General features: G+C 61.7%; 15 protein-coding genes. 3 read left to right on the forward strand and 12 right to left on the reverse strand.

The features are described from left to right. Both AB4Y34_RS37155 and rpoD read left to right on the forward strand, forming a co-directional pair. The coding region (locus tag AB4Y34_RS37155) for a hypothetical protein (protein ID WP_368718847.1) at nucleotides 1-240 on the forward strand (240 nt) is incomplete at its 5' end. A 356-nt stretch (nucleotides 241-596) separates the two neighbouring features. After that, nucleotides 597-2,594: an RNA polymerase sigma factor RpoD gene (gene rpoD, locus AB4Y34_RS37160; RefSeq protein ID WP_176126339.1), complete on the forward strand. Its 1,998-nt coding sequence runs from the start codon at nucleotides 597-599 to the stop codon at nucleotides 2,592-2,594. A 332-nt stretch (nucleotides 2,595-2,926) separates the two neighbouring features. On the opposite strand, the gene AB4Y34_RS37165 is transcribed toward rpoD, so the two are convergent. The 6 genes from AB4Y34_RS37165 to AB4Y34_RS37190 form a co-directional block, all read right to left on the reverse strand. Beyond that, nucleotides 2,927-4,030, reverse strand: coding sequence for a YjgN family protein (locus tag AB4Y34_RS37165; RefSeq protein WP_176385561.1), 1,104 nt, complete (start codon nucleotides 4,028-4,030; stop codon nucleotides 2,927-2,929). 620 nt (nucleotides 4,031-4,650) lie between these two features. Continuing rightward, entirely contained in the window at nucleotides 4,651-5,859 is a 1,209-nt protein-coding gene (locus tag AB4Y34_RS37170; protein ID WP_368718848.1) for a PLP-dependent aminotransferase family protein, read from the reverse strand. Between the two features lie 156 nt (nucleotides 5,860-6,015). Further along, on the reverse strand, nucleotides 6,016-7,188 hold the full coding sequence (locus tag AB4Y34_RS37175) for an NAD(P)/FAD-dependent oxidoreductase (protein ID WP_368718849.1): 1,173 nt from the start codon (nucleotides 7,186-7,188) through the stop codon (nucleotides 6,016-6,018). Nucleotides 7,189-7,300: 112 nt separating this feature from the next. Continuing rightward, on the reverse strand, nucleotides 7,301-8,800 hold the full coding sequence (locus AB4Y34_RS37180; RefSeq protein ID WP_368718850.1) for an aldehyde dehydrogenase family protein: 1,500 nt from the start codon (nucleotides 8,798-8,800) through the stop codon (nucleotides 7,301-7,303). Between the two features lie 179 nt (nucleotides 8,801-8,979). Further along, nucleotides 8,980-9,891, reverse strand: a complete 912-nt coding sequence (locus AB4Y34_RS37185) for a LysR family transcriptional regulator (protein ID WP_176385553.1) — start codon at nucleotides 9,889-9,891, stop codon at nucleotides 8,980-8,982. 114 nt (nucleotides 9,892-10,005) lie between these two features. After that, the gene (locus AB4Y34_RS37190; protein ID WP_368718851.1) at nucleotides 10,006-11,388 is read right to left on the reverse strand and encodes an MFS transporter; all 1,383 of its coding nucleotides are present in this window, start codon (nucleotides 11,386-11,388) and stop codon (nucleotides 10,006-10,008) included. 476 nt (nucleotides 11,389-11,864) lie between these two features. On the opposite strand from AB4Y34_RS37190, the gene AB4Y34_RS37195 reads away from it, so the two are divergent. After that, entirely contained in the window at nucleotides 11,865-13,151 is a 1,287-nt protein-coding gene (locus AB4Y34_RS37195) for a diguanylate cyclase (RefSeq protein ID WP_368718852.1), read from the forward strand. A 25-nt stretch (nucleotides 13,152-13,176) separates the two neighbouring features. Here the strand turns inward: AB4Y34_RS37195 and AB4Y34_RS37200 are convergent, their stop codons facing one another. The 6 genes from AB4Y34_RS37200 to AB4Y34_RS37225 all read right to left on the reverse strand — a co-directional run bounded on the left by AB4Y34_RS37200 (nucleotide 13,177) and on the right by AB4Y34_RS37225 (nucleotide 20,837). Continuing rightward, a complete protein-coding gene (locus AB4Y34_RS37200) occupies nucleotides 13,177-14,094 on the reverse strand; it encodes a LysR family transcriptional regulator (protein WP_368718861.1) in 918 nt (305 codons plus the stop codon). Nucleotides 14,095-14,159: 65 nt separating this feature from the next. After that, nucleotides 14,160-15,458 carry an MFS transporter gene (locus tag AB4Y34_RS37205; protein WP_368718853.1) on the reverse strand — a complete coding sequence of 433 codons (1,299 nt, stop codon included), beginning with the start codon at nucleotides 15,456-15,458 and terminating at the stop codon, nucleotides 14,160-14,162. 48 nt (nucleotides 15,459-15,506) lie between these two features. After that, a complete protein-coding gene (locus AB4Y34_RS37210; protein WP_368718854.1) occupies nucleotides 15,507-17,126 on the reverse strand; it encodes a glycoside hydrolase family 43 protein in 1,620 nt (539 codons plus the stop codon). A gap of 220 nt (nucleotides 17,127-17,346) precedes the next feature. Then, on the reverse strand, nucleotides 17,347-18,165 hold the full coding sequence (locus AB4Y34_RS37215) for a CoA ester lyase (protein ID WP_368718855.1): 819 nt from the start codon (nucleotides 18,163-18,165) through the stop codon (nucleotides 17,347-17,349). Then, a complete protein-coding gene (locus AB4Y34_RS37220) occupies nucleotides 18,162-19,550 on the reverse strand; it encodes an MmgE/PrpD family protein (RefSeq protein WP_368718856.1) in 1,389 nt (462 codons plus the stop codon). The genes AB4Y34_RS37215 and AB4Y34_RS37220 overlap by 4 nt, the downstream gene beginning before the upstream one ends. Nucleotides 19,551-19,658: 108 nt before the next feature. Then, on the reverse strand, nucleotides 19,659-20,837 hold the full coding sequence (locus tag AB4Y34_RS37225; RefSeq protein ID WP_368718857.1) for a CaiB/BaiF CoA transferase family protein: 1,179 nt from the start codon (nucleotides 20,835-20,837) through the stop codon (nucleotides 19,659-19,661). Between the last annotated feature and the right edge of the window lie 3 nt (nucleotides 20,838-20,840).

The raw sequence follows: 20,840 nt of genomic DNA on the forward strand, positions 1-20,840 counted from the left end.
TTTGCCTTGCAGCAGATCCATACGGATCCGCCGCCGCATTCCGCATCAAGCGCCCACACTTATCGGCTGTTAGTTTTTAAAGATCGATCCGCCCAACCCGCAGCACCTGAACCACCACCCGGCACTGTTTCGTTTGCGTCGCTGCGTCTGCAGCAGAGAAGCGAGATTATGGAGAGCGATCGACAACCCGTCAAGCCCCTTCTGCGAATTTCTTTTGGGGGCGCCACGTGGGGGATATGACCCCTATAGATAAGAAAACGGCAAGCCCCCTTGTGCAAGGACCAATGCGCCCCTATCTACGTCATATGCCGCGCATGCACACGGACTCCGCACCCGCGCAGTCTCACGCATGCATGCGACAACAGCGACGATGATTTGATGTGCACCCATGAGCGCGAACCCCCAAGCTCGTATATAATGCGAGCCGCGCAAAATTTCGCATGTCCATCGGCCCGCTTCGAGCGGGCTCATCTTTTTTGCTCCCCAGAGCACAGCCCAACAACCGCGTTGAGTCACATCAGGTGATGCTGAGCCCTGCTCGAAACGCCTGACGGTAGCGTCTTGCGTCTCATAGCGAAGCCTCTAGAGGAAATTACGTGAACCCTTTTGATCGCGAAGATTCGCAACACGAAACCGCCGCCTTCACTGCCAAAGTTCCGTCCGGCCGTTCGGCCAAAGGCAAGGGCGCCGGCAAAGCGATCCCTGTGGCAGCCGAGCTGCCGCCGCAACAAGCCGAAGAACGCCAGCGCCTGATGCGCGCACTGATCCAGCTGGGTAAAGAGCAAGGCTATCTGACCCACGCGCAGATCAACGACCACCTGCCCGACAACTTCACCGCAACCGCCGCGATCGACAGCATCGTCAGCGCGTTCAGCGATATGGGCGTGCAAGTGTACGAGCAAGCCCCGGACGCAGAAACGCTGCTGCTCAACTCGAACTCCCCCGCCGTGGTGTCGGACGACCAGGCCGACGAGGAAACCGAAGTCGCGCTGTCGACCGTCGACTCTGAATTCGGCCGCACCACCGACCCCGTGCGTATGTACATGCGCGAAATGGGCGCGACTGAGCTGCTCACCCGCGCAGGCGAAATCGCGATCGCGAAGCGAATCGAAGACGGCCTGCACGAAATGGTGCAGGCGATCGCAGCATGCCCGCTCGCGATCTCCGCGATCCTCGCAAGCGCGCAGCAGGTTGCCGACGGCGAGTTGCGCATCGACGAACTCGTCGACGGTCTGAATGAAGAGACGGCCGCCGCGGAAGAAGTCGCGAGTGCCGATGCGGACGCCGACGAAGACAGCGATGCCGACGAAGACAGCGAAGATGAAGACAACGACGACGTCGGTCCGGCCGATTCGTCGGCGGCGGACGAAGCTCGCCTGAAGCAGCTCACGAGCGACTGCCTCGAAATCTTCGCCCAGGTCGGCATTCTGTTCGATCAGATGAACGCGTCGCACACGCGCGGCGACGTCACCTCGAAGGCCTATCTGCGCGCACGCGAAGACATTCAGCAGCACCTCGCGAAGATCCGCTTCACCGCACGCACGATCGACCGTCTGTGCGGCGACGTGCAGCACCAGGTCGCGCAAGTGCGCGCGATTGAGCGCAACATCTTGCAGATCGTCGTCTCGAAGGCTGGCATGCCGCGCGAGAAGTTCATCGAGACGTTCGCGGGTAGCGAGGCCGATCTCGGCTGGACCGAGCGTGCCGCGCGCACCGGCGCGTCGACCTATGGTGCGGCGCTCGAGCGTCATCTGCCGGCCATCCAGTCCGAACAGCAGAAGCTCATCGACATCGAAGCGACGGTGTCGCTGCCGCTCAAGCATCTGAAAGAGATCAACCGCCAGATGGTTGCGGCCGAATCGAAGATGCGCAAGGCCAAGAGCGAGATGATCGAGGCGAACCTGCGTCTCGTGATCTCGATCGCGAAGAAGTACGTGAACCGCGGCATGCTGTTCCTCGACCTGATCCAGGAAGGCAACATCGGTCTGATGAAGGCCGTGGACAAGTTCGAATACCGTCGTGGCTGGAAGTTTTCGACGTATGCGACGTGGTGGGTCCGCCAGGCCGTCACGCGTTCGCTCGCCGATCAGGCCCGCACGATCCGCGTGCCGGTGCACATGATCGAAACGATCAACAAGCTGAACCGCATTTCGCGCGAGATCCTGCAGCAGACCGGCCAGGAAGCGCATCCGGCGGTGCTCGCGGAACGCATGGAGTTGTCGGAAGAGAAGGTGCGCGGGATTCTGAAGATCGCGAAGCAACCGGTATCGCTCGAAACGCCGGTCGGCGACGACGGCGATGCGACGCTGGGCGACATGATCGAAGACGCGGCCGTGTCGTCGCCGGCGGATGCCGCGATGCAGGCCGACCTGCGTGCCGCAATCGACGACGCGCTCGATTCCCTGTCGCCGCGTGAAGCGAAGGTGCTGCGCATGCGCTACGGCATCAACACGAAGTCGGATCACACGCTCGAAGAAGTGGGCAAGCAGTTCGACGTGACGCGCGAGCGGATCCGTCAGATCGAGAGCAAGGCGATGCGCAAGCTCATGCATCCGAGCCGCGCGGACCGTCTGAAGTCGTTCCTCGACCGATAAGCGTTTGCCACGCTTGCCGTGCGCGCCGCACGGCAAGTCACACACGTCGCCATACACAAGCAGCGGGATGAACCGGTCGACGGTGAGTCCCGCTGTTTGCTTTTATGCTGTACCTTCCCGGTAGCCTTGCGAGCGCGAGCTCTGCGCTTCGCGTCTCCCCTGTTGTCCACAGATTTTGGGAACAAGCTTGTGGACAAGCTGCGCATGACTGCGCTAACTCATTGAGCGTACTGCGTTTCGCGCTGGCGCCTTCGATGAGTCGCGTGTCGTATCGGTTGCCGCACACCGTGCAAACCACCGCCCAACGTTGCACGCTCAACGCGAGGCCAAACTCAAAAGGCGCCACCATGATCCAGCAGGTTCAGCATGCCTTCGCCGGTCAGCGGCGCAGCCACGGTGCTTTGCCCCAGCATGTGCGCGTCGAGGTAGCCGGAAACCTGCAGCGTGTCGGCGGCAAAGCGCATCAGCCGATGCAGCACGATAGGCGCGCCGCAGCCGAGCGTGAACACGATGATCGCAAGGTTGCCGCACTGCAAGCCGAGCAGACGCGCAACGCTGACGTTGCTGCCGAAATGCAATTGCGAGCCGAGCGACGTATTACCCATCACATGGCGCGTCAGCGCGGCGACATAGAAGCCGCGGATCAGCATCGTGCCGATCGAGAACAGCGCATAAAACAAAAACAGCGATCCGAGCGCGGCCCGCCACGGCGCTACACCCACCCCCGACACGTGGCCGACATGCATCGATGCGAGAGCGCCCTTCAGAAACACCATGAACAGCACCGCAAAAAGAGCGACCACGCCGACGAACGTAACGAGGAACACACCGTAGACAACCCGCGCGCGCCCCTTGAAGCGAAACGCCAGGCTACCGAAGCCACTCGCGTTGATGCGGCGCTCCGTCAGACGCATCGACGTCCACGGCAACATCTGGCCAAGCGTGACAACGCACAACAGCGCATACAGCAGCGCGCGCACACCGTAGCCGAGCGCCGAGCCGGTCATGCCGCCGCGAACACCGCACCACTGCGTGCGGCTCAGCCGATAGCGCTGCGCGCTGAAAAACGCGCCCGCCGCGAACACGACGATCAGCAGATAAAACACGACGACAGGCAGCGAACCGAGTGCCGCGCTTTTCGTCTGCATGCGCAAGACCACACTCAGCGCGCCAGCCGCAAACGTCGCGCCCAACACGACCACGATCGCGATGAGAAAGCCCTTGAATAGCTCGCCCCCGGTGCCGGTGTACTCGAAGCGCTCGTCCTGAAAGCGCATGTGCGACCAGACATAGCGGCGGTTGTTCGTGGTCGCCCAGAAGCGGTAAATGCCGAGCGTCACGATTTGCAGCAGAAGGCTTCTGAAAAAGATGCCGTAGAGGTCGCCGAGCGTGCCGTCGTAGATCAGCAGCGGCCGCTTCTCGTCGAGTGAATTCATTGCGTTGCCCTCTTTTCTTCGTTTAACGTTTTTGTGGCCCGGTCACGCATACTATTGCGGCACTCATATGCGGCATGCGTGGGCGAACGCGACGGGCGAGTGTCCTTTCCCGTGCGAAGGCCGGCTCGCGTGGTGCGAGCCCATGCAAAACCTGTCTTTCAGACACGCAGGGAATCACGCAAAACGGAAACCGACCGGCAAACACATAATTACACGGTTTCGTATCTTTATAAATGGCATTTCCGCATATAAATCGGCCACTTCCATTACGAAATTTGGCAAGGCGCGAATTTATTCAATTCGCATAATCTTGAATTAACGCGCGCAATAACGATTTCATTGGGGGCGATCATTTGACGGTCCACTCGCGAGCGCGCCCCCCGCCGTGGCAATCCTGTAGCCTTGCCCCGGCTTGCCACAGCCGACCTGATAGAGCGGCATACACGGACGAAAACGATTGCGTATTCGCACGCAACGCAATTCACGATTAATAAGGAATGCGGTGAATTCTGCTAAATCGTCACAATTTTTGGCATTGGAATAAAAAACCCGGCTGCACATTAGATGCTCGCCGGGGTAATCTTCCGCACTGCGCTAATTGTATTGATGCGTTGCGGGTTTTATTGCCCCTCGAAGTACAGCTCGAGCGCGCGCTTCATTCGATGCACGCCGGTTTCGATCTCCTCCACCCCGGGCGCGGCAAACGACAGGCGCAGCGCCGCCCTATCGACCGCGTCCTTGTAAAACGCGACGCCCGGCACGAACATCACGTTCCGTTCGATGCACATGCGCAGATAGTCGGACGCATCGCGCGCCGAGTTCAGACGCGCCCACACGAACATGCCGCCGGCCGGACGATGAAACGCGATCTGCTGCGCGAGATGCGTGTCGAGCGCATCGCATAGCGCGCGGCATTTCACGGCATATGCATCGATGATGCGCGGCAGATAACGCTCCAACGCGCCGCTCGCGAGGTACTCGGCGGCGATCACCTGGGTCCACGGCGCGCTGCATAGATCGACCGTCTGCTTGGCCACCACGCAGCGCCGCACGATCTCCGCGTGCGCGACCATCCAGCCGACCCGCAAGCCCGGCGCGACGATCTTCGACAGACTTGAAAAATGCACGACCCAGTCGCGCGAACCGGGCACCTGCCCGCTCAACGCGAATAGCGAAGGCACTGCCGTGCCATCGAAACGCAGATCACCATACGGATCGTCTTCGACGATCATGAACCGATAGCGCGCCGCCAGGCTCAACAATGCGATTCGACGTTCGAACGACAACGTCGCGCCAGTGGGATTCGCGAAGGTCGGCACCGTGTACAGCAGCTTGGGAGCGCGGCGCAGCGTGCCCGATTCGAGCACTGCGGCGAGCTTCGCGACGTCGAGTCCGTGCTGATCGACGGGCACCGTGACGACGTCGGCCTGTTGCAGCTTCAGCGCCTGCAACGTGGCCGGATACGCGGGCTGCTCGACGAGCACGACGTCGCCGGGCGCCACCATCACCCGCAGCAGCAGATCGAAGCCTTGTTGCGAACCGGTCGTCACGAGCAGGTCTGTTGGCGTGCATGACGCGCCGCGCCGTGCCATCAGCTGTGCAAGCTGTTCCTTGAGGATCGCAATCCCATCGGTGGGGCCGTATTGCAGACACAGCGTCGGCTGATGCGAGGCGCGCGCGGCCGCGGCATCGAGTCCTTCACGGTCGAACAGGTCGCTCGCCGGATAGCCGCCGGCGAACGAGATCATGCCCGGCTGCGCGAGGTATTTGAACAGCTCGCGGATCGGCGAGCCGCTCGGTGCTTCGAATGCGGGATTGAATGAGAACATGATGACGGCCGCCTGCCTCTCGTGTGATATCGATTGGGATGTCGAAGACGATCGGCGTCGATTGTGGCCATCGGCGGGATCTGCGGCAAACAATATCTATGCACTACTTATTGCGTTTTCCGCATGACCCCGCATCGGGCCATATAGGGGCGCTAGCTACACCACGTTCTTCTCGATGATCGGCCGGTTCTCAAGCACACGCGCGAAGCTCAGTGAACCGAGGTCGAGCGTCGCATAGCGGCCATGCAGAATCAATTCGCTGATGCCGCGTCCGGTTGCCGGGCCTTGCTGCAAACCGTGGCCGCTGAAGCCGTTCGCGAAGAGGCAGTTATCGACATCCGGATGATGTCCAATGATCGCGTTCTGATCGAGCACGTTGTATTCGTAATAGCCGGACCAGCAGTTCTGCACGCGTAGCGCCTCGAACTGCGGCACGCGATTCGCGAGCGTCGGCCAGATCACGTCGTCGAATAGCGCGTGATCAACTTCGTCGAGCGGCAAATCGTCGGGGTCGTTATCGGCCGATGGCGACGCGCCGCAGATATACGAATTGCCTTCGGGCCGGAAGTACACGCCGCTCGGATCGATCAGCAGCGGGCAGCGTTCGAGCCTTGCCGGCGACGTGACGTTGAAGATACTGCGCCGCCGCGCATAGACGGGCAGGTCGATGCCGATCATCTGCGCGACCTTGCGCGACCACGCGCCGGCCGCGTTGACGACGACATCGCAAGCATAGGTCTCGCCGTCCGCGGTTCGTACCTGCGTGACACGGCTGCCGTCGCGATGCAGCGCGGTGACTTCGGCCGCGACATAGCGCGCGCCGAGCGCCTGCGCTTTCTTGCGCAGCGCCTGCACGAGACCGTAGCCGTCGAACCAGCCCTCGCCGCTTTCGCCAAAAGCGCCGGCAACGAGATCATCGGTATTGAGCCAGGGGAAGCGCGTTTGCAAGCCATGCGTGTCGAGCAGGCTGATATCCGCGCCGAGGCTTGTTTGCAGCGCGTGATTCTCGCGCAGCGTCGCTTCACCGGCCGATGTCGCGAGAAACAGGTAGCCGCCTTCGTGCAGATCGATCGACGGCCGCGTTCCGTCGACTTCCAGCCGCTCGCCGATCGAGCGCAGAAACTCGATGCCGAACAGCGACATCTGAATGGAAAGCGGCGTAGAAAATTGCTGCCGGATCGACGCCGCCGACAAGGCCGACGACGAACGCGCATAGGTCGGATCGCGTTCGATCACCGTGACGCCGACTGTCGGATCGGACAGCCGCAAGAAATACGCAATCGAACTGCCGATCACCCCACCGCCGACGATCACGACTTTCGAACTCACGTCTTACTCCACGAGTAACGTGGCCGCTCCGGAACGTCGGGCGGCGCAAAGGGATTGCTATCTGCAACGCGCGGCCGTGGCGCGCCTGACCGCGACGTCACACTTGTGCGCGTCAGTCGAGATTGAAGTCGATACCCTGCGCCAGCGGCAGCGCCGACGAGTAGTTCACGGTATTGGTCGCGCGACGCATATACGCCTTCCACGCATCCGAACCCGACTCGCGGCCGCCGCCCGTTTCCTTCTCGCCGCCAAACGCCCCGCCGATCTCCGCGCCGCTCGGACCGATGTTGACGTTGGCGATGCCGCAGTCGCTGCCCGACGCGGACAGGAAGCGCTCAGCTTCGCGCAGGTCGCTCGTGAACACGCACGACGACAGACCATGATGCGCGGCATTGTTCGCCTCGACCGCATCGGCGAAGTTGGCATAGCGCAGCACGTATAGAATCGGCGCGAAAGTTTCCTTCAGCACGACCGGCGTCTGCGACGGCATCTCGACGATGGCCGGACGCACGTAGTAGCCGCCCTCATAACCCTTCACGTCGACGCGCTCGCCGCCGAACACCTTGCCGCCCTCGGCCTTGGCCTGCTGCAGCGCTTCCTGCATGCGGTCGAACGATTGACGGTCGATCAGCGGCCCCATCAGCGTGCCCTTTTCGAGCGGATTGCCGATCGGCACGCGGCTATACAGCTGCTTCAGACGCTCGACGGTCTTTTCGTACACGCTGTCGTGCACGAACAGACGCCGCAGCGTCGTGCAGCGCTGACCGGCCGTGCCGACCGCCGAGAACAGGATGCCGCGCATCGCGAGTTCATGGTCGGCCGTCTGCGCGACGATGCCCGCGTTGTTGCCGCCGAGTTCGAGCAGCGAACGGCCGAAGCGCTTCGCCACTTCGACGCCGACCTTGCGCCCCATTTCCGTGCTGCCCGTCGCGCTGACGATCGACGCGCGCGGATCGGCCACGAGCTTTTCGCCGACGTCGCGGCCGCCGATGATCAGCGCCGCGAGGCCAGCCGGCGCATCGCCGAATTCCTTCAGTGCATCTTCGAGAATCTTGTTCACCGCGAGCGCCGACAGCGGCGTCTTTTCCGACGGCTTCCAGATCACCGCGTTGCCGCACACCAGCGCGAGCGCCGCATTCCACGACCACACCGCCACCGGGAAATTGAACGCGGAGATCACGACGCAGGTGCCGAGCGGATGCCACGACTCCGCCATCCGATGCCCCGGGCGCTCGGACGCGATCGTCAAACCGTACAGCTGGCGCGACAGACCGACCGCGAAATCGCAGATGTCGATCATTTCCTGCACTTCACCCATGCCTTCCTGCAGGATCTTGCCGGTTTCCAGCGAAACGAGGCTGCCGAGCGCGTGCTTCTGTTCGCGCAGCCGATTGCCGAGCAGCCGCACCAGCTCGCCGCGGCGCGGCGCCGGCACGTTGCGCCATACGGCGAACGCGTCTTTGGCCCGGCCGAGCGCCGCGTCGACCTCGGCCGCCGTCTGGCTGGCCACACGGCCGATGAGCGCGCCGGTGATCGGCGAATGAACCGAGATATCGCCGGCTTGTGCGGCGTGGGCAATGCCGAGATCGGCAAGGATGGTGGACGCGTCCATGTGAACCCCTTTAATTTCCGATGCGAAACAAGAGTAAGTTCGGAAACTATACACGCGGCTTTTTACGGCGGTAAGGAGGTGCCTGGGGAGAGAAATACCGGTTGACAAAAGGTAGCGTTGTTTCCAGAAGGAAACTTGGTCAAGCTCCAGACGCGTGTGCGAAGCCCGCGTGTCAAGCGTCAAGCATCGGTCGCGCCGTCCCCCTCCGCCGCCGCCGTCAACCGGTCGACCAGCACACGCGCGAACGGCGGCAAGTCCTGCAGGCTGCGCACGCAGATCTTCAGCTTACGCTCGGCCCACGGATCGTTCAGGCCGACGATCGCGATCTGCATCGTCTTTCTGTGCCGCAGCGCGACCGATTCCGGTACGATGCCGATTCCGACACCCGCCTCGATCATCCTGCAAGCGGCCTCGAAGTTGCCGACCTGGATGCGAAGCTTGAGACGCGCGCCGAGCGCATCGGCGGCGCTCATGATGAATGCGTGGATCGCGCTCGACGTCGGCAGGCTGACGAAGTTCGCGTTCAGCACCTGCGAGAAATCGACCGACGCCTGCCTCGCGAACGGATGCTCGCACGACGTCACGAGCACGAGCCGATCGTCGCGATACGGCAGCATCTGCAGATGCTCGACATGCACATTGCCCGCCACGATGCCGATATCGGTCGCGCTGTCGGCGACGCCCTTGACGATATCGCCGCTCAGCACTTCGCGCAGATCGATGTTCACGTCCGGGTGGTCGCGCAGAAAACGGCTCAGCACGGCCGGCAGGAACTCGCTGATCGCGGTCGTGTTGGCCCAGATGCGCACGTGGCCCTTGATGCCGTCGCCGTACTCCTGCATATCGCCGGCCAGATGCTCGACGCGTTCGAGCACGAGCCGCGCGTGATGCACGAAGGCCTCGCCCGCGGGTGTCGGCGTCACGCCCTGGCTGGTTCGATAGAGCAGCTTGATGCCGAGCTGCTCCTCGAGATTCTTGACCCGGTTGCTCGCGGCCGGCGCCGACAGGTGTGAACGCTCCGCCGCACGCGCGAGGTTGCGCGTGTCGGCGATGTGCATGAGCAGGCGTAAATCGACGAAATCGAAGTGCATGATGAAAGCTGCTAGCGAAGCATGGGCAGGACAGACTTTCATCTTAACCAGGTGTGGTGAAATTTTAGCCGGGGAAAGATCCGAATCGACGGCCTCCCTTCATGCGCGTACGGCCTATGCCGACTCTTGCATCATCTCCGCTTGCGGTATCAGCTCGGCATCGGGCGAGATCTCTTCGAGCGTCTGCCGACTCGTTTCGATGCGCAGCGCGAGAATCGCGATGCTCAGCAACAACAGCACGCCACCGACCATCGTCAGCACACCCGTCACGCCGAACTGCGTGTAGAGCAGCAGCGCGACATACGGTGTCGACATCGACGCCGCGCGGCCGCACGTGCCAGCCACGCCGGTGCCGCGCAAGCGATGCGCGGTCGGAAACAGCTCGGGGATATAGCCGAACAGGCCGAGCGTGCAGACGGTGTAGATCGTCGTGACGAGCGCGAAGCCGACGACCGCGATCGGCACCGGCGCGCGCATCTGCACGTAGACGAAGCCGAGCGCGATCGTCGCAAGCGAGAACAGCACGATGCCGTTGCGCCGCCCGAGGCGGTCCGTCACGAGATAACCGACCACGGCGCCGGCCGGCGCGCCGAACGACATCAGCAGCACGAAGCCGAGCGACTGCACGATGGTCAGACCTTCCTTGACGAAGAACGTCGGCAGCCACGCGACGAATCCGTACAACGACATGTTGATCGCCATGCAGGTCAGCGCGGCGACCAGCGTGCGGCCGATCATGCCGCGCGCGAACAGCGCCGCGAACGGCGCGGCCGGCACCTCGTGACTGACCACGCGCGCGACCGGCGGCAGCTTGCCGACGCGCGCCTCGACCTGTCGCTCGATCGCGGCGACGGTGGCCTCCGCCTCTTCGAGCCGGCCAACCGTTTCGAGCCAGCGCGGCGACTCCGGCATCCGATGCCGCAGGAACCACACGACCATCGCGCCGACGCCCGCGATCGCGAACATATAGCGCCAGCCGAGATGTGGAATCACCCAATAGCCGACCGCGGTCGCGCCGAGCAGACCGGAGTTGATGATCAGCGCGAGCAACGCGGTCCAGCGGCCGCGCGTCGCGGGTGGCACGAATTCGCACAGCGTGCCGGCGGCGACCACGAGTTCGGCGCCGAGGCCGATGCCCATGATGAAGCGCAGCAGGATCAGCCAGTAGATGTCCGGCGCGAAGCAGGCGGCGAGCGATGCGAGGCCGAAGATCGCGAGATTGGCCTGATACGAATAGCGTCGGCCGAAGCGGTCGCCGAGATAGCCCGACAGGCCCGCGCCGATCATCATGCCCATGAAGGTCGCGGAGATGAAGAACGAGCCGAGGCGCAGATCGGTGAAGCCGGTTTTGACCATCGCCGCGAGCGCGCCGTTGGCGAGATAGATGTCGAAGGCGTCGAGGAAAGCGCCTGCGCCGATCAGGCCGAGGATGTTCCAGTGAAAGCGGCTGATCGGCAGGCGGTCGAGGCGTGCGCCGGAGTTGATGGGGGCGGGCAAATTGTGTCTCCTGTCTCTTTAGGCGGTGCACGGGCGAGAGGCTCGCGTGCGCGGAACAGTTCTGCGAGGCTGCCTTCGTTGGATGCGGCGGCTCGGGGCAGAGCGCTGAACGGCCGTAGTTGGATCGTGCGGGCCGTTGGCTTCAAGAGTGCGTCAGGCGACGTGGGGTGGGAATTGGGTTTTTTGGAGGTGAGTGTTCCGGTTTGATTAAGGGATGAAAAAGAAGCGATTTGCATACCTGAAAGGCTGCAGCGCATCAGAGTCTGGTACTTCATTTCCAGGAATAAATTCTTCCCAAAAATCGGACTACGGCCTACTCTGTCGATGTACTCTCCCCGCATGTTGACCGGCCATGCCCATTTCAAAGCGGCCCGATATCGAGCTTCGGAGCCGGTCGCACCGGATGATTTGAATGTAGACGTGCGTGCTGTTCAGGAGAACATACGGGGGCATTCAGGTAGATTCTCGGAGGCAGAATGGTTGATGACTGGTCCTGCACGATGCGGACGATCGTCGACGAAATCGCCGCAAGCGTCGCGATCGTCGCGCGCGATGAGAGGGGACAGCTGTTGGTTTCCGCCTGCAACGACCATTTCATGCAAATGACGGGCGGCAAGCGCAACAGCATCAAATCGTTCCCGGCGTCATTCGACACGCTGATTCCCAATTACGCACGAACCGAATTCCGTCAGAAGCTCAGCGAATGCTTTGAATCCGGCGTCGCCCGCGAACTCGAGCAGGCTTATGACCTGAGAGACGGAACCCACTGGTGGCGCCTGTCGTTGAAGCCGCTGCGGCACAACAGAGGCGCGAACTCGGTGATCGAAATCATGGTGACGGGTCTCGAGATCACCGCAAAGATGGAGTTGATGCACGAGCTGGAAGTCAGCACGTCGCGTTTCCGCTCGGTGGTGGACGCCGCCTATGACGCGATCATTACGATCGACCAGCAGCACTGCATCACTCTCTTCAATCGCGCTGCGGAAAACCTTTTCGGCTATTCGGTCGAGGAGATGGTGGGGCACCCCATCACGGAACTGCTGCCCGAGCGCTATCGCGCCAATCACTCCCAGTACGTCCATCAGTTCGCCCGCTCGCCGGTGCGCTCGCGGCAAATGGACGAGCGCAACCGCATCTATGGGCTGCATCGCGACGGCTCGCTGCTGCCCGTCGAAATCGCGATCTCGAAGATCAACGTGGGCGGCCTGATCGAATTCACCGCCGTGATTCGCGACATCGCCGATCGCGTCCAATTGATGGATCTGCTGCAGAAACAGGCCGTGACCGACGAGCTGACCGGCCTGCCCAACCGAAGGGAATTCGCGGACACGGTCGAGAACCTGCTGGGGTCGGACAGCAAGCTTTCGATCTTTCTCCTCGATATCGATTACTTCAAGAAGATCAACGACAGTTACGGACACGACATTGGCGACGAAGTGCTGCGCGTGATGGCCAAAGTCGTCATGAACGCCGATTGGCGCATCGGCGTGTTTGCCCGCTGGGGCGGCGAGGAGTTCGTCGCCGCGCTGCCGGGCCTCGATATCGAACAGGCGACGAGCGTGGCCGAAGACTTGCGCCAGACGATCGAGCAGCAGAACTTCGAGCATCCGTGGCGGCTCGGCAAGCCGATTCCATTTACGGTCAGCATCGGCGTGACCGAGCGCCAGCCTGGTGAGGATGACGTCGACGCCATCGTCAAGCGCGCGGACCTGGCGCTGTATCGCGCCAAGGACAGAGGGCGAAACCGCGTGGAGGTTGGTTAATGCAGGCCGTTTGAGTAACGGCCGCTCACGAGTGAGCGTTTGCCAACTCGACGACGAACTCCAGAAAGGCACGCGTCTTCGCCGGAACGTGATGGCGTGACGGGTAGCAGGCGTACAGGGGATAGCGCTCGTCAGGCCAGTCGGGAAAGAGATTGATCAGCCGCCCTTCGGCAATCAGTTGCTCGGCACCGAAAAGAAGCATCTGCGCGACACCGGAGCCAGCGAGGCACGCATTCAGTAGCGCGCCAGGATCGTTCACCGTCAATCGCCCGCGCGGCGCAATCACAGTGTGCTTGCGTTTGCGATGGAATTCCCAGGGGAACGGCTTGCCCGTCTCCGAATTACGGAATTCCAGGCAACGGTGACCTGGGCCTTCGAGATCTTCCGGCTTTGCCGGGCGCCCACGTCGTGCGATGTACGACGGTGCGGCCACCGTGACCACGGCCGTGTCGAGCAGCTTGCGTGCGACGAGAGACGATGTCCTCGGCTCGCCGAACCGCAGCGCGAGATCAAAGCCCTCGAGAACGAGATCGCCCAGATGGTCGCGCGCGATGAACTCGATTTCGAGCTCAGGATGCGCGTCCATGAACTGGTCGAGGCGTTGCCCGAGTATCGCCCGGTAACACACTGGATCGAGGTTGACCCGCAGCTTTCCCCGCATCGCCGATGCGCCGCCAGCCGCGGCCACGGCGGCTTCCTCCAGCCCTGCGAGGTGCGGCATGACCTGCTCGTAAAAACGGCGGCCCTCGTCCGTCAGGGACACGGACCGCGTAGTTCGATTGAAGAGCCGGATCTTCAATCTCCTTTCCAGCCTTGCAATCGCCCGGCTCACACCAGGCGGCGACATTCCGATTACTTCCGATGCAGCCGCGAACGTACCGGCGTCGACTACCGCCGCAAACACGCTGATGCCGCTCGAAAAATTTTCGATTCTCGATTTCATGGTCGCGCGATTCAAAGCAAGTGACTGAGCTGGCATTATCGCCGGCCCAAGCCCCGTCGCGCGATTTATCCGGCTGTCTGGTTCTGCGCGGCCACTTCTCCACCGTCGGCCCGAGTGACGGTGTCGCTGCGATCCGTCCTCGTATTGATGAACCATGCGGAAACCGAAGCCAGCAAGAAGCAGCCGACGAAAAGATGGAACACGACATTGAAGTCGTTACTCGTGCTGGTCAGGATGTAACCGACGATCAGCGGAGAAAGAAATCCGGCCAGTTGACCCGCTGCGTTGACAAAGCCGATTGCCGATCCGACGACCTTGTTCGGCAGCGCGACGTTCGGGATCGTGTACAACGAACAGCCGGCCATGGTCGAGAAGAAATAGCCGATCGTCTGATAGAACACCGCCGTTTCCACGGTCTCCGCATGGGCCGTCAGATAGGCAAAGATGGCGGCCACGATGCAGCCGAGGACGACAAGCAATTCGCGACGATTGCGGAAGAACTTGTCGGAGAGAAAGCCCGTGATGCAATAGGCAATCGTGCCGACCAGAAATGGCACCGACGCCATAATGCCCATTTTGGCCGTCGAGAGGCCGCGCGCTTTCAGCAGGTACGTCGGGAACCAGCTCATGATTCCCCACGAGGCGATGCTGAATACGAACAAGGTGACAAAGCACCACCAGACCAGCGGCGTTTTCAACAGTCCAGCAAAATCCGCTTTGCCGGCAGAGCCAGACTGGGCCTTTTCGCTGGTGCCGATTTCCTCTAGTTCGATATTCGAAACGTGCTTGCTATCCTTCGGGCTGTTTCTGATATAGATCCAGCCGAATACCGCCATTGCGATACCGGGGATGAACAGACTCGTGAAAATCGCGCGCCATCCCCACACGGCCAGCACGGCCGCCACGAACAGCGGAGCCAGAGCGGGTCCCAGCGCATTCGTGGTCATCATCATCCCGGTCGCCCGGCCCAATTCGCGCTTCGGGAACCATGCCGACAGCGCCTTGAACGCGGCCGGAGGAAAGAGCGCTTCGCCGACGCCGAATGCGACACGCACCACCAGCATCAAGCCGAGCGAATTGCACAGTCCGGTAAGCGCGGTGAAAATCGTCCACCACGTGATGCCGATCGTCGTCATCAGCCGCGGGCCGAATCTGTCTGCCAGCAGGCCGGCCGGGATCTGACATAGCGCGTAGCTGAAGAAGAACGCACTGAGAATTCCTCCCATTTCCATCGCCGACAGATGAAACTCGGACGCAATAAATGGAATAGCCGCCGCCATGATCATTCTGTCCATGTAACAGAGCAGATAGATCGCGAACAGAATCAGCAGCACGAGATAGCGATGTCTCCAACGAAAGCGCATGAAGTCTTCCTTATTATTAAGCGACAGCGGTGAAGCGAAATTCGAGCTCTAGCCGGTCAATTGGCGATATGAGAACGACTTGAAGTCGGCAGGTTCGCGAAAACCGAGCATGTCATTGGCAGTGATACCAGCGAAAGCCCCCGTGAAGCCGATTGGGGTGGCATATTCATCGCTGAGTTTCGTGAAATCCTTTGCCAGTCCGAGGTCCTTCCAGTCACCGTGTGCCACGCGATAGAAGAAGCTCAGTTTTGCGTCTACGACGCGAATCCGCAGGTCGATCCCGGTGGACTCGGGCAGCGTCGCCAGTCGATTGCTATAGGCGAAGCTGCCCGCATCCATTTCCATGTAGGACAGGATTTTCGTGCCGTCGTCGTCGCGCGTGACGAACAGGTAGTAAAAGGTGTTTTCGTCGTAACGCGCCATGAGCCCAGCCATGTGCAGATATGACTTGGGCGAAAATTCCAGCGCCGTTTCGACCTCGAACTGCCAGTCACGGATTCGACAGGCCAGCATGCTTTGATGGAAGCGCGAGGTTGGTGACTCTTGTCCCCTTATCCGCAGACAGCCCGGACGGTCGTGAAGATTGCACCAGTCGTCGCTAATGGGAATGCGCAGACTCTGCAGTTCCAGCGGCAGCGCGGCGCATTGTCCGAAATCGATCGCCCAACTGCTGTCGAGCCTTTGCTCGATATCCGAGTCGATCGCAAAAGATTCGGCGGGGACCACTCCGCCAGTGGCGAGGTGGGGCCAGTCGGCATGCCATTCGATCGGGGCGATGCAGGTCTCGCGGCCTAGCGGCGAGCGCTTCGTTTGCGCATCGATTGGTCTCGATCCGAGGTACGTCATGTACCACCGGCCATTCGGGCCTTCGACCAGATTGCCGTGGCCGGTCCGCTGGATCCGTCCATTCGCGTCGCGCGACGTGAGCATCGGCGTGTCAGGATGGAACTCGTATGGACCGAAGATATCGCGGGACCTGGATACGCACGTTGCATGCGTATAGCCTGTGCCGCCCTCCGCCGTGATCAGGTAGTACCAGTCCCCCCTCTTCAATAAATGGGGAGCCTCGTATATCTGACATTTCATGAAGTAATCGGTCTTCAAGTTGGCGCCTTTGTAAATGACGCGCTCTTCACCGATCAGCTTTTCCTCCTGCACCGAGTATTCCCGCAGAACGATTCCGACGAAAAGATCTTCGTGGATTCCTCTGAAGTCGCGCCGGATATAAGCGAGCCACTTTCTGCCGGATTCGTCGTGGAACAGCGATGGATCGTATCCACCGGAGACGAGATGGACGGGCTCCGACCAGGGTCCGGCAATGTCCGGGGCGGTCACGAGGTAGTTGTGCATGTCGCGCAGCGGGGAAATCTTCTGCTCGCCTTTCCATGCCTTGGTGTCGGTATAGACGAGCCAGTAAAGACCGTCGTGATAGGACAGGGCTGGCGCCCATATGCCTCCGGACGGCTGCTCTCCGATCAGGTTCAATTGCGATAACCTGTCCAGAGGCGTGGCCTTGAGTTCCCAATTGACGAAGTCTTTCGATTCGTAAATGAGAACGCCCGGATACCATTCAAACGTTGAAACCGCGATATACCACGCATCTTTGCCACGGCATATACAAGGGTCCGGGTTGAAGCCGCGCAGAACTGGATTTTGAATAGTACTCATCGGGAAGGTATTTTTCTGACGTGCTGAAAGGAACAGATCCTTTTGATTTTCGGCGAATATTGTTACCGATAACAATTCAATCTAGCATGTGACCTGCTAACTATTCAAGTGCGATGATGGGAGGGTATTCCCTTGGGTGAGGTGCTTACTGGTACGTCGTCCGAATGACCAGCAGGCGATGTAGGAATCCTGCTATGAGGGCACGACAAACACGGCGTTGTCAGAAGCTCTCGGAGTTGCCCAAAACTCTCCGCGCCCGCAGGACCACCGGCATATCGACCATCTTTCCATCCACGGCGACTGCCCCGCCATGGCTCGCCTCGACAGCCGCAAGCACGCGTCGCGCCCACTCCACCTCGGCGTCACTCCATGCATATGCGCGGTGCACCGCCTCGATCTGCTTCGGATGAATGCAAAGCTTGCCGCCGAAACCAAACCGCCGCCCGCGCCGTGCATCGGCTTGCACCGCATCAGCATCGGTAGTGGCCGTCGATACGCCATCCACCGGCGCACCGATGCCGGCCAACCTCGATGCAAGCACGATCTGCGAGCGAAACAGATGCAACTCCTCGCCATCCCCATCGATGCCCAGATCGACCTGAAAATCCAGCGTACCGAACACGATACGCAGCACGCGCGGCGCGCCGCATAACGCCGCAAGATTCGCGAACCCGCACGCAGTCTCGACAATCGGCAGTACGCTTAACGCCGGATGCGCGTTCGCCAGCACCGCGCAGATCTGTTCGCGCGTCTCAGCCTTCGGCAGCACGATTCCGGCGACGCCGCTCTGACAAACGAGCGCAGCAACGTCATCTGAAAACCAAGGCGTATCCGAGCCATTGATACGCACCCACACGGCCCGCGATGCGTTAGCCGATACCGCGGCCACCACCGCCGCGCGCGCCGGCACTTTCTGATCCGGCTGCACCGCGTCTTCCAGATCGAGAATCACCGCATCCGCGCCGGCCGCATAGGCCTTGTCGAACCGCTCAGGCCGATTCCCTGGCACGAACAGATATGACCGGGGCAGCGCGCTCATGCCGCCACCATCGTGCGCGCAGTTGCATCGAATACCGGGCCAATCTGCGCCACTTCGGCAACACCCCACGCCCGGCGAAGCAGTTGCGCCGCTTCCTCTTCACTGGCCGCACCCGAGAATGCCGCTAGCCGATGCAGCTTCATCGCGATCTCGTCGCGCGACAACGTGTTCCCTGGATCGCCCTTTGGCTCATCGACACGCCCATCGAAAACACGGCCGTCGGTCGTGGTCACCGTGACCTTGCCTATCCAGCGCGCAGGATAGGCGGCGTCGACTTCAGCGTCGAGCATCATCGTGACCTTGTCGCGAAACACAAGGATTTCGCTCGCGTCGAAACCCTGCTCGAATTCGGTCATGCCCGCATAGCCGTGATGCGCGACGAGTCCGAGCACCGTACCCATGTTGAACTTCGCCTGATGCACGGTACGCGGCGCGATCACGGGACCGAGCACATCGATCGCGCCTTGATGCACGTGCGCGACGACCTTCGCGATGTCGCGCGGCGCGAGACGATGCGCCCGCACCACAGCGAGCAGCGCATCGGCGGCCGGATGCGTATGGCGGCACGCCGCGTGATATTTGAACGACGTCTCCGCGGTCGCCCAGCGGCTGCCAAGGCGATCGACGAGGCGAGCCGGATCGGCATCGCTCGACATGCCCGCGGCCATGCCCTGCGCGCCTTCGAGAATGTGCGTCGCACCCTTGAAGGCGTCGGCGGCGAGTTGCGCGGCCATCAGGCCGTTCGCGGCGGCCATCGCGGTGTGAAGTTGCTTCGAGTCGGCGGCGTCGCGCAGAAATTCCCACAAGCCGCTAGCCTGTGTGCCCGCCGAGCCGAACGCATCGAGCATCTGCGACGACGCCAAGCCCAGCAATCGTCCTGCAGTTGCCGCCCCTGCGAGCGTACCGACCGTGCCCGTGGTGTGAAACACCTTGTAGTGCGAGCGCCCGAGAAATTCGCCGATGCGAATGCCGACCTCGTATCCCGCCACGGCCGCCGTGATGAAGTCGCGCCCCGACGCTCGCTTTGCCTGTGCCAACGCGAGCGCAACCGGAAACACCACGGTCGCAGGATGAAACACCGAGCCATTGTGCACGTCGTCCTGTTCGGCGAAATGCGATGCCGCGCCGTTGATCATCGCAGCGAAATACGGCGTCGTGCGGCCGCGATCGATCAGTACCTCGCAGAGGCCCTCGTTCGTCGCACCGGCCGCCGCGCGCGCAAACCGAGCGATCGTCTCGACCGGGCGTGCGCCTTTGCCTGCAAGCGCCGAGCCGAGCCAATCGACGTACAGGTTGACGGTCCGCTCGACGACCTCGTTCGGGATATTGTCGAAGTCGAGTTGCGCAGCGAAAGTGGCGAGCGTGAGACTGGGATGGTCGTTCATGAGTGTCGTGCGCCGTGTGATGCCAGGTTGCATCGGGTTCGTTCGGAATACCGGCTTGTCATCCCGCATCACATGCATGCGGGCGCGAACCGAAACAGGCTTACTGAATCAGATCGTGCCGGCCGCGCGCAGCGCGTCGATGCGCGCATTGTCGTAACCAAGCTCGCGCAGAATTGATTCGGTATGTTGACCAAGCGTAGGTACAGGGTCCACCCGAGGCTCGATGTCGGAAGGCAAACCCGGAGGCCGCAATGCCGGTATCGTGCCCGCTGCCGTGCCGACTTCCTGCCAGCGCTCGCGTGCCTTCAGTTGCGGATGCGCCCACACGTCCGCGAGCGTATTCATCTGCGCGTTCGCTATGCCTGCCTGATCGAGTCGCTCGATCACCTGCGCGGCACTCAGCTTCGCGAACGCCGCGACGATCACCTCGCGCAATGCGTTGCGCGCCGCAGTGCGTTTCGAGTTCGATGCGAAGCGTTCGTCCGTTGTTAGCTCAGGCTGTTCGAGCACGCGCTCGCAGAACAGCTTCCATTCGCGTTCGTTCTGCAGGCCGAGCATGACCGTCTTGCCGTCGCCAGCGGGAAACGGGCCATAGGGATAGATCGTTGCATGCGCGGCGCCCGCGAGCGCGGGCTGCGACTGACCGTCGATCGCGTAGTAGAGCGGATAACCCATCCACTCGACCATGCTCTCGAGCATCGACACGTCGATACGGCAACCGCGCCCCGTGCGTCCCCGCTGCAACAGCGCGCTCAGGATGTTCGAATAAGCGTACATGCCCGCCGCGATATCCGCGATCGAGCAGCCCGCCTTCGCTGGCGCGCCAGGAGAGCCGGTGATCGACAAAAAGCCGGACTCGCTTTGAATCAGCAGGTCGTACGCCTTCTTGTCGCGATACGGACCGTCCGCCCCGTAGCCGGAAATATCGCAGACGATCAGCTTCGGATACTTCTGGCTCAACGTGTCGTAGCCGAGGCCGAGCCGTTCGGCCGCACCCGGAGCGAGGTTCTGCACGAGCACGTCGGCATCGGCAACCAATGCATCCAGAATCTCCGCCGCCGCGGGCTGCTTGAGGTCGAGAGAAAGACTTTCTTTCGAGCGATTGGTCCACACGAAGTGCGACGACAGCCCATGCACGCGTTCGTCATAGCCGCGCGCGAAATCGCCGACGCCGGGCCGTTCGATCTTGATCACGCGCGCGCCGAGATCGGCCAGTTGACGCGTGCAGAACGGCGCGGCGATCGCGTGTTCGAGCGTGATGACCTTGATACCGTCGAGTGGTCTCATGAT

Origin of the sequence: Paraburkholderia sp. BR10954 (assembly GCF_040965775.1) — a bacterium.
Lineage (GTDB): Bacteria > Pseudomonadota > Gammaproteobacteria > Burkholderiales > Burkholderiaceae > Paraburkholderia > Paraburkholderia youngii.

Excerpts from the sequence above, each read along its gene's own strand:
- AB4Y34_RS37185 (WP_176385553.1), bottom strand. The coding sequence starts at position 9,891 with ATGCACTTCGATTTCGTCGATTTACGCCTGCTCATGCACATCGCCGAC.
- AB4Y34_RS37220 (WP_368718856.1), bottom strand. The coding sequence starts at position 19,550 with ATGAACGACCATCCCAGTCTCACGCTCGCCACTTTCGCTGCGCAACTC.
- AB4Y34_RS37195 (WP_368718852.1), top strand. The coding sequence starts at position 11,865 with ATGGTTGATGACTGGTCCTGCACGATGCGGACGATCGTCGACGAAATC.
- AB4Y34_RS37215 (WP_368718855.1), bottom strand. The coding sequence starts at position 18,165 with ATGAGCGCGCTGCCCCGGTCATATCTGTTCGTGCCAGGGAATCGGCCT.
- AB4Y34_RS37200 (WP_368718861.1), bottom strand. The coding sequence starts at position 14,094 with ATGAAATCGAGAATCGAAAATTTTTCGAGCGGCATCAGCGTGTTTGCG.
- AB4Y34_RS37210 (WP_368718854.1), bottom strand. The coding sequence starts at position 17,126 with ATGAGTACTATTCAAAATCCAGTTCTGCGCGGCTTCAACCCGGACCCT.
- AB4Y34_RS37225 (WP_368718857.1), bottom strand. The coding sequence starts at position 20,837 with ATGAGACCACTCGACGGTATCAAGGTCATCACGCTCGAACACGCGATC.
- AB4Y34_RS37165 (WP_176385561.1), bottom strand. The coding sequence starts at position 4,030 with ATGAATTCACTCGACGAGAAGCGGCCGCTGCTGATCTACGACGGCACG.
- AB4Y34_RS37205 (WP_368718853.1), bottom strand. The coding sequence starts at position 15,458 with ATGCGCTTTCGTTGGAGACATCGCTATCTCGTGCTGCTGATTCTGTTC.
- AB4Y34_RS37170 (WP_368718848.1), bottom strand. The coding sequence starts at position 5,859 with ATGTTCTCATTCAATCCCGCATTCGAAGCACCGAGCGGCTCGCCGATC.
- AB4Y34_RS37180 (WP_368718850.1), bottom strand. The coding sequence starts at position 8,800 with ATGGACGCGTCCACCATCCTTGCCGATCTCGGCATTGCCCACGCCGCA.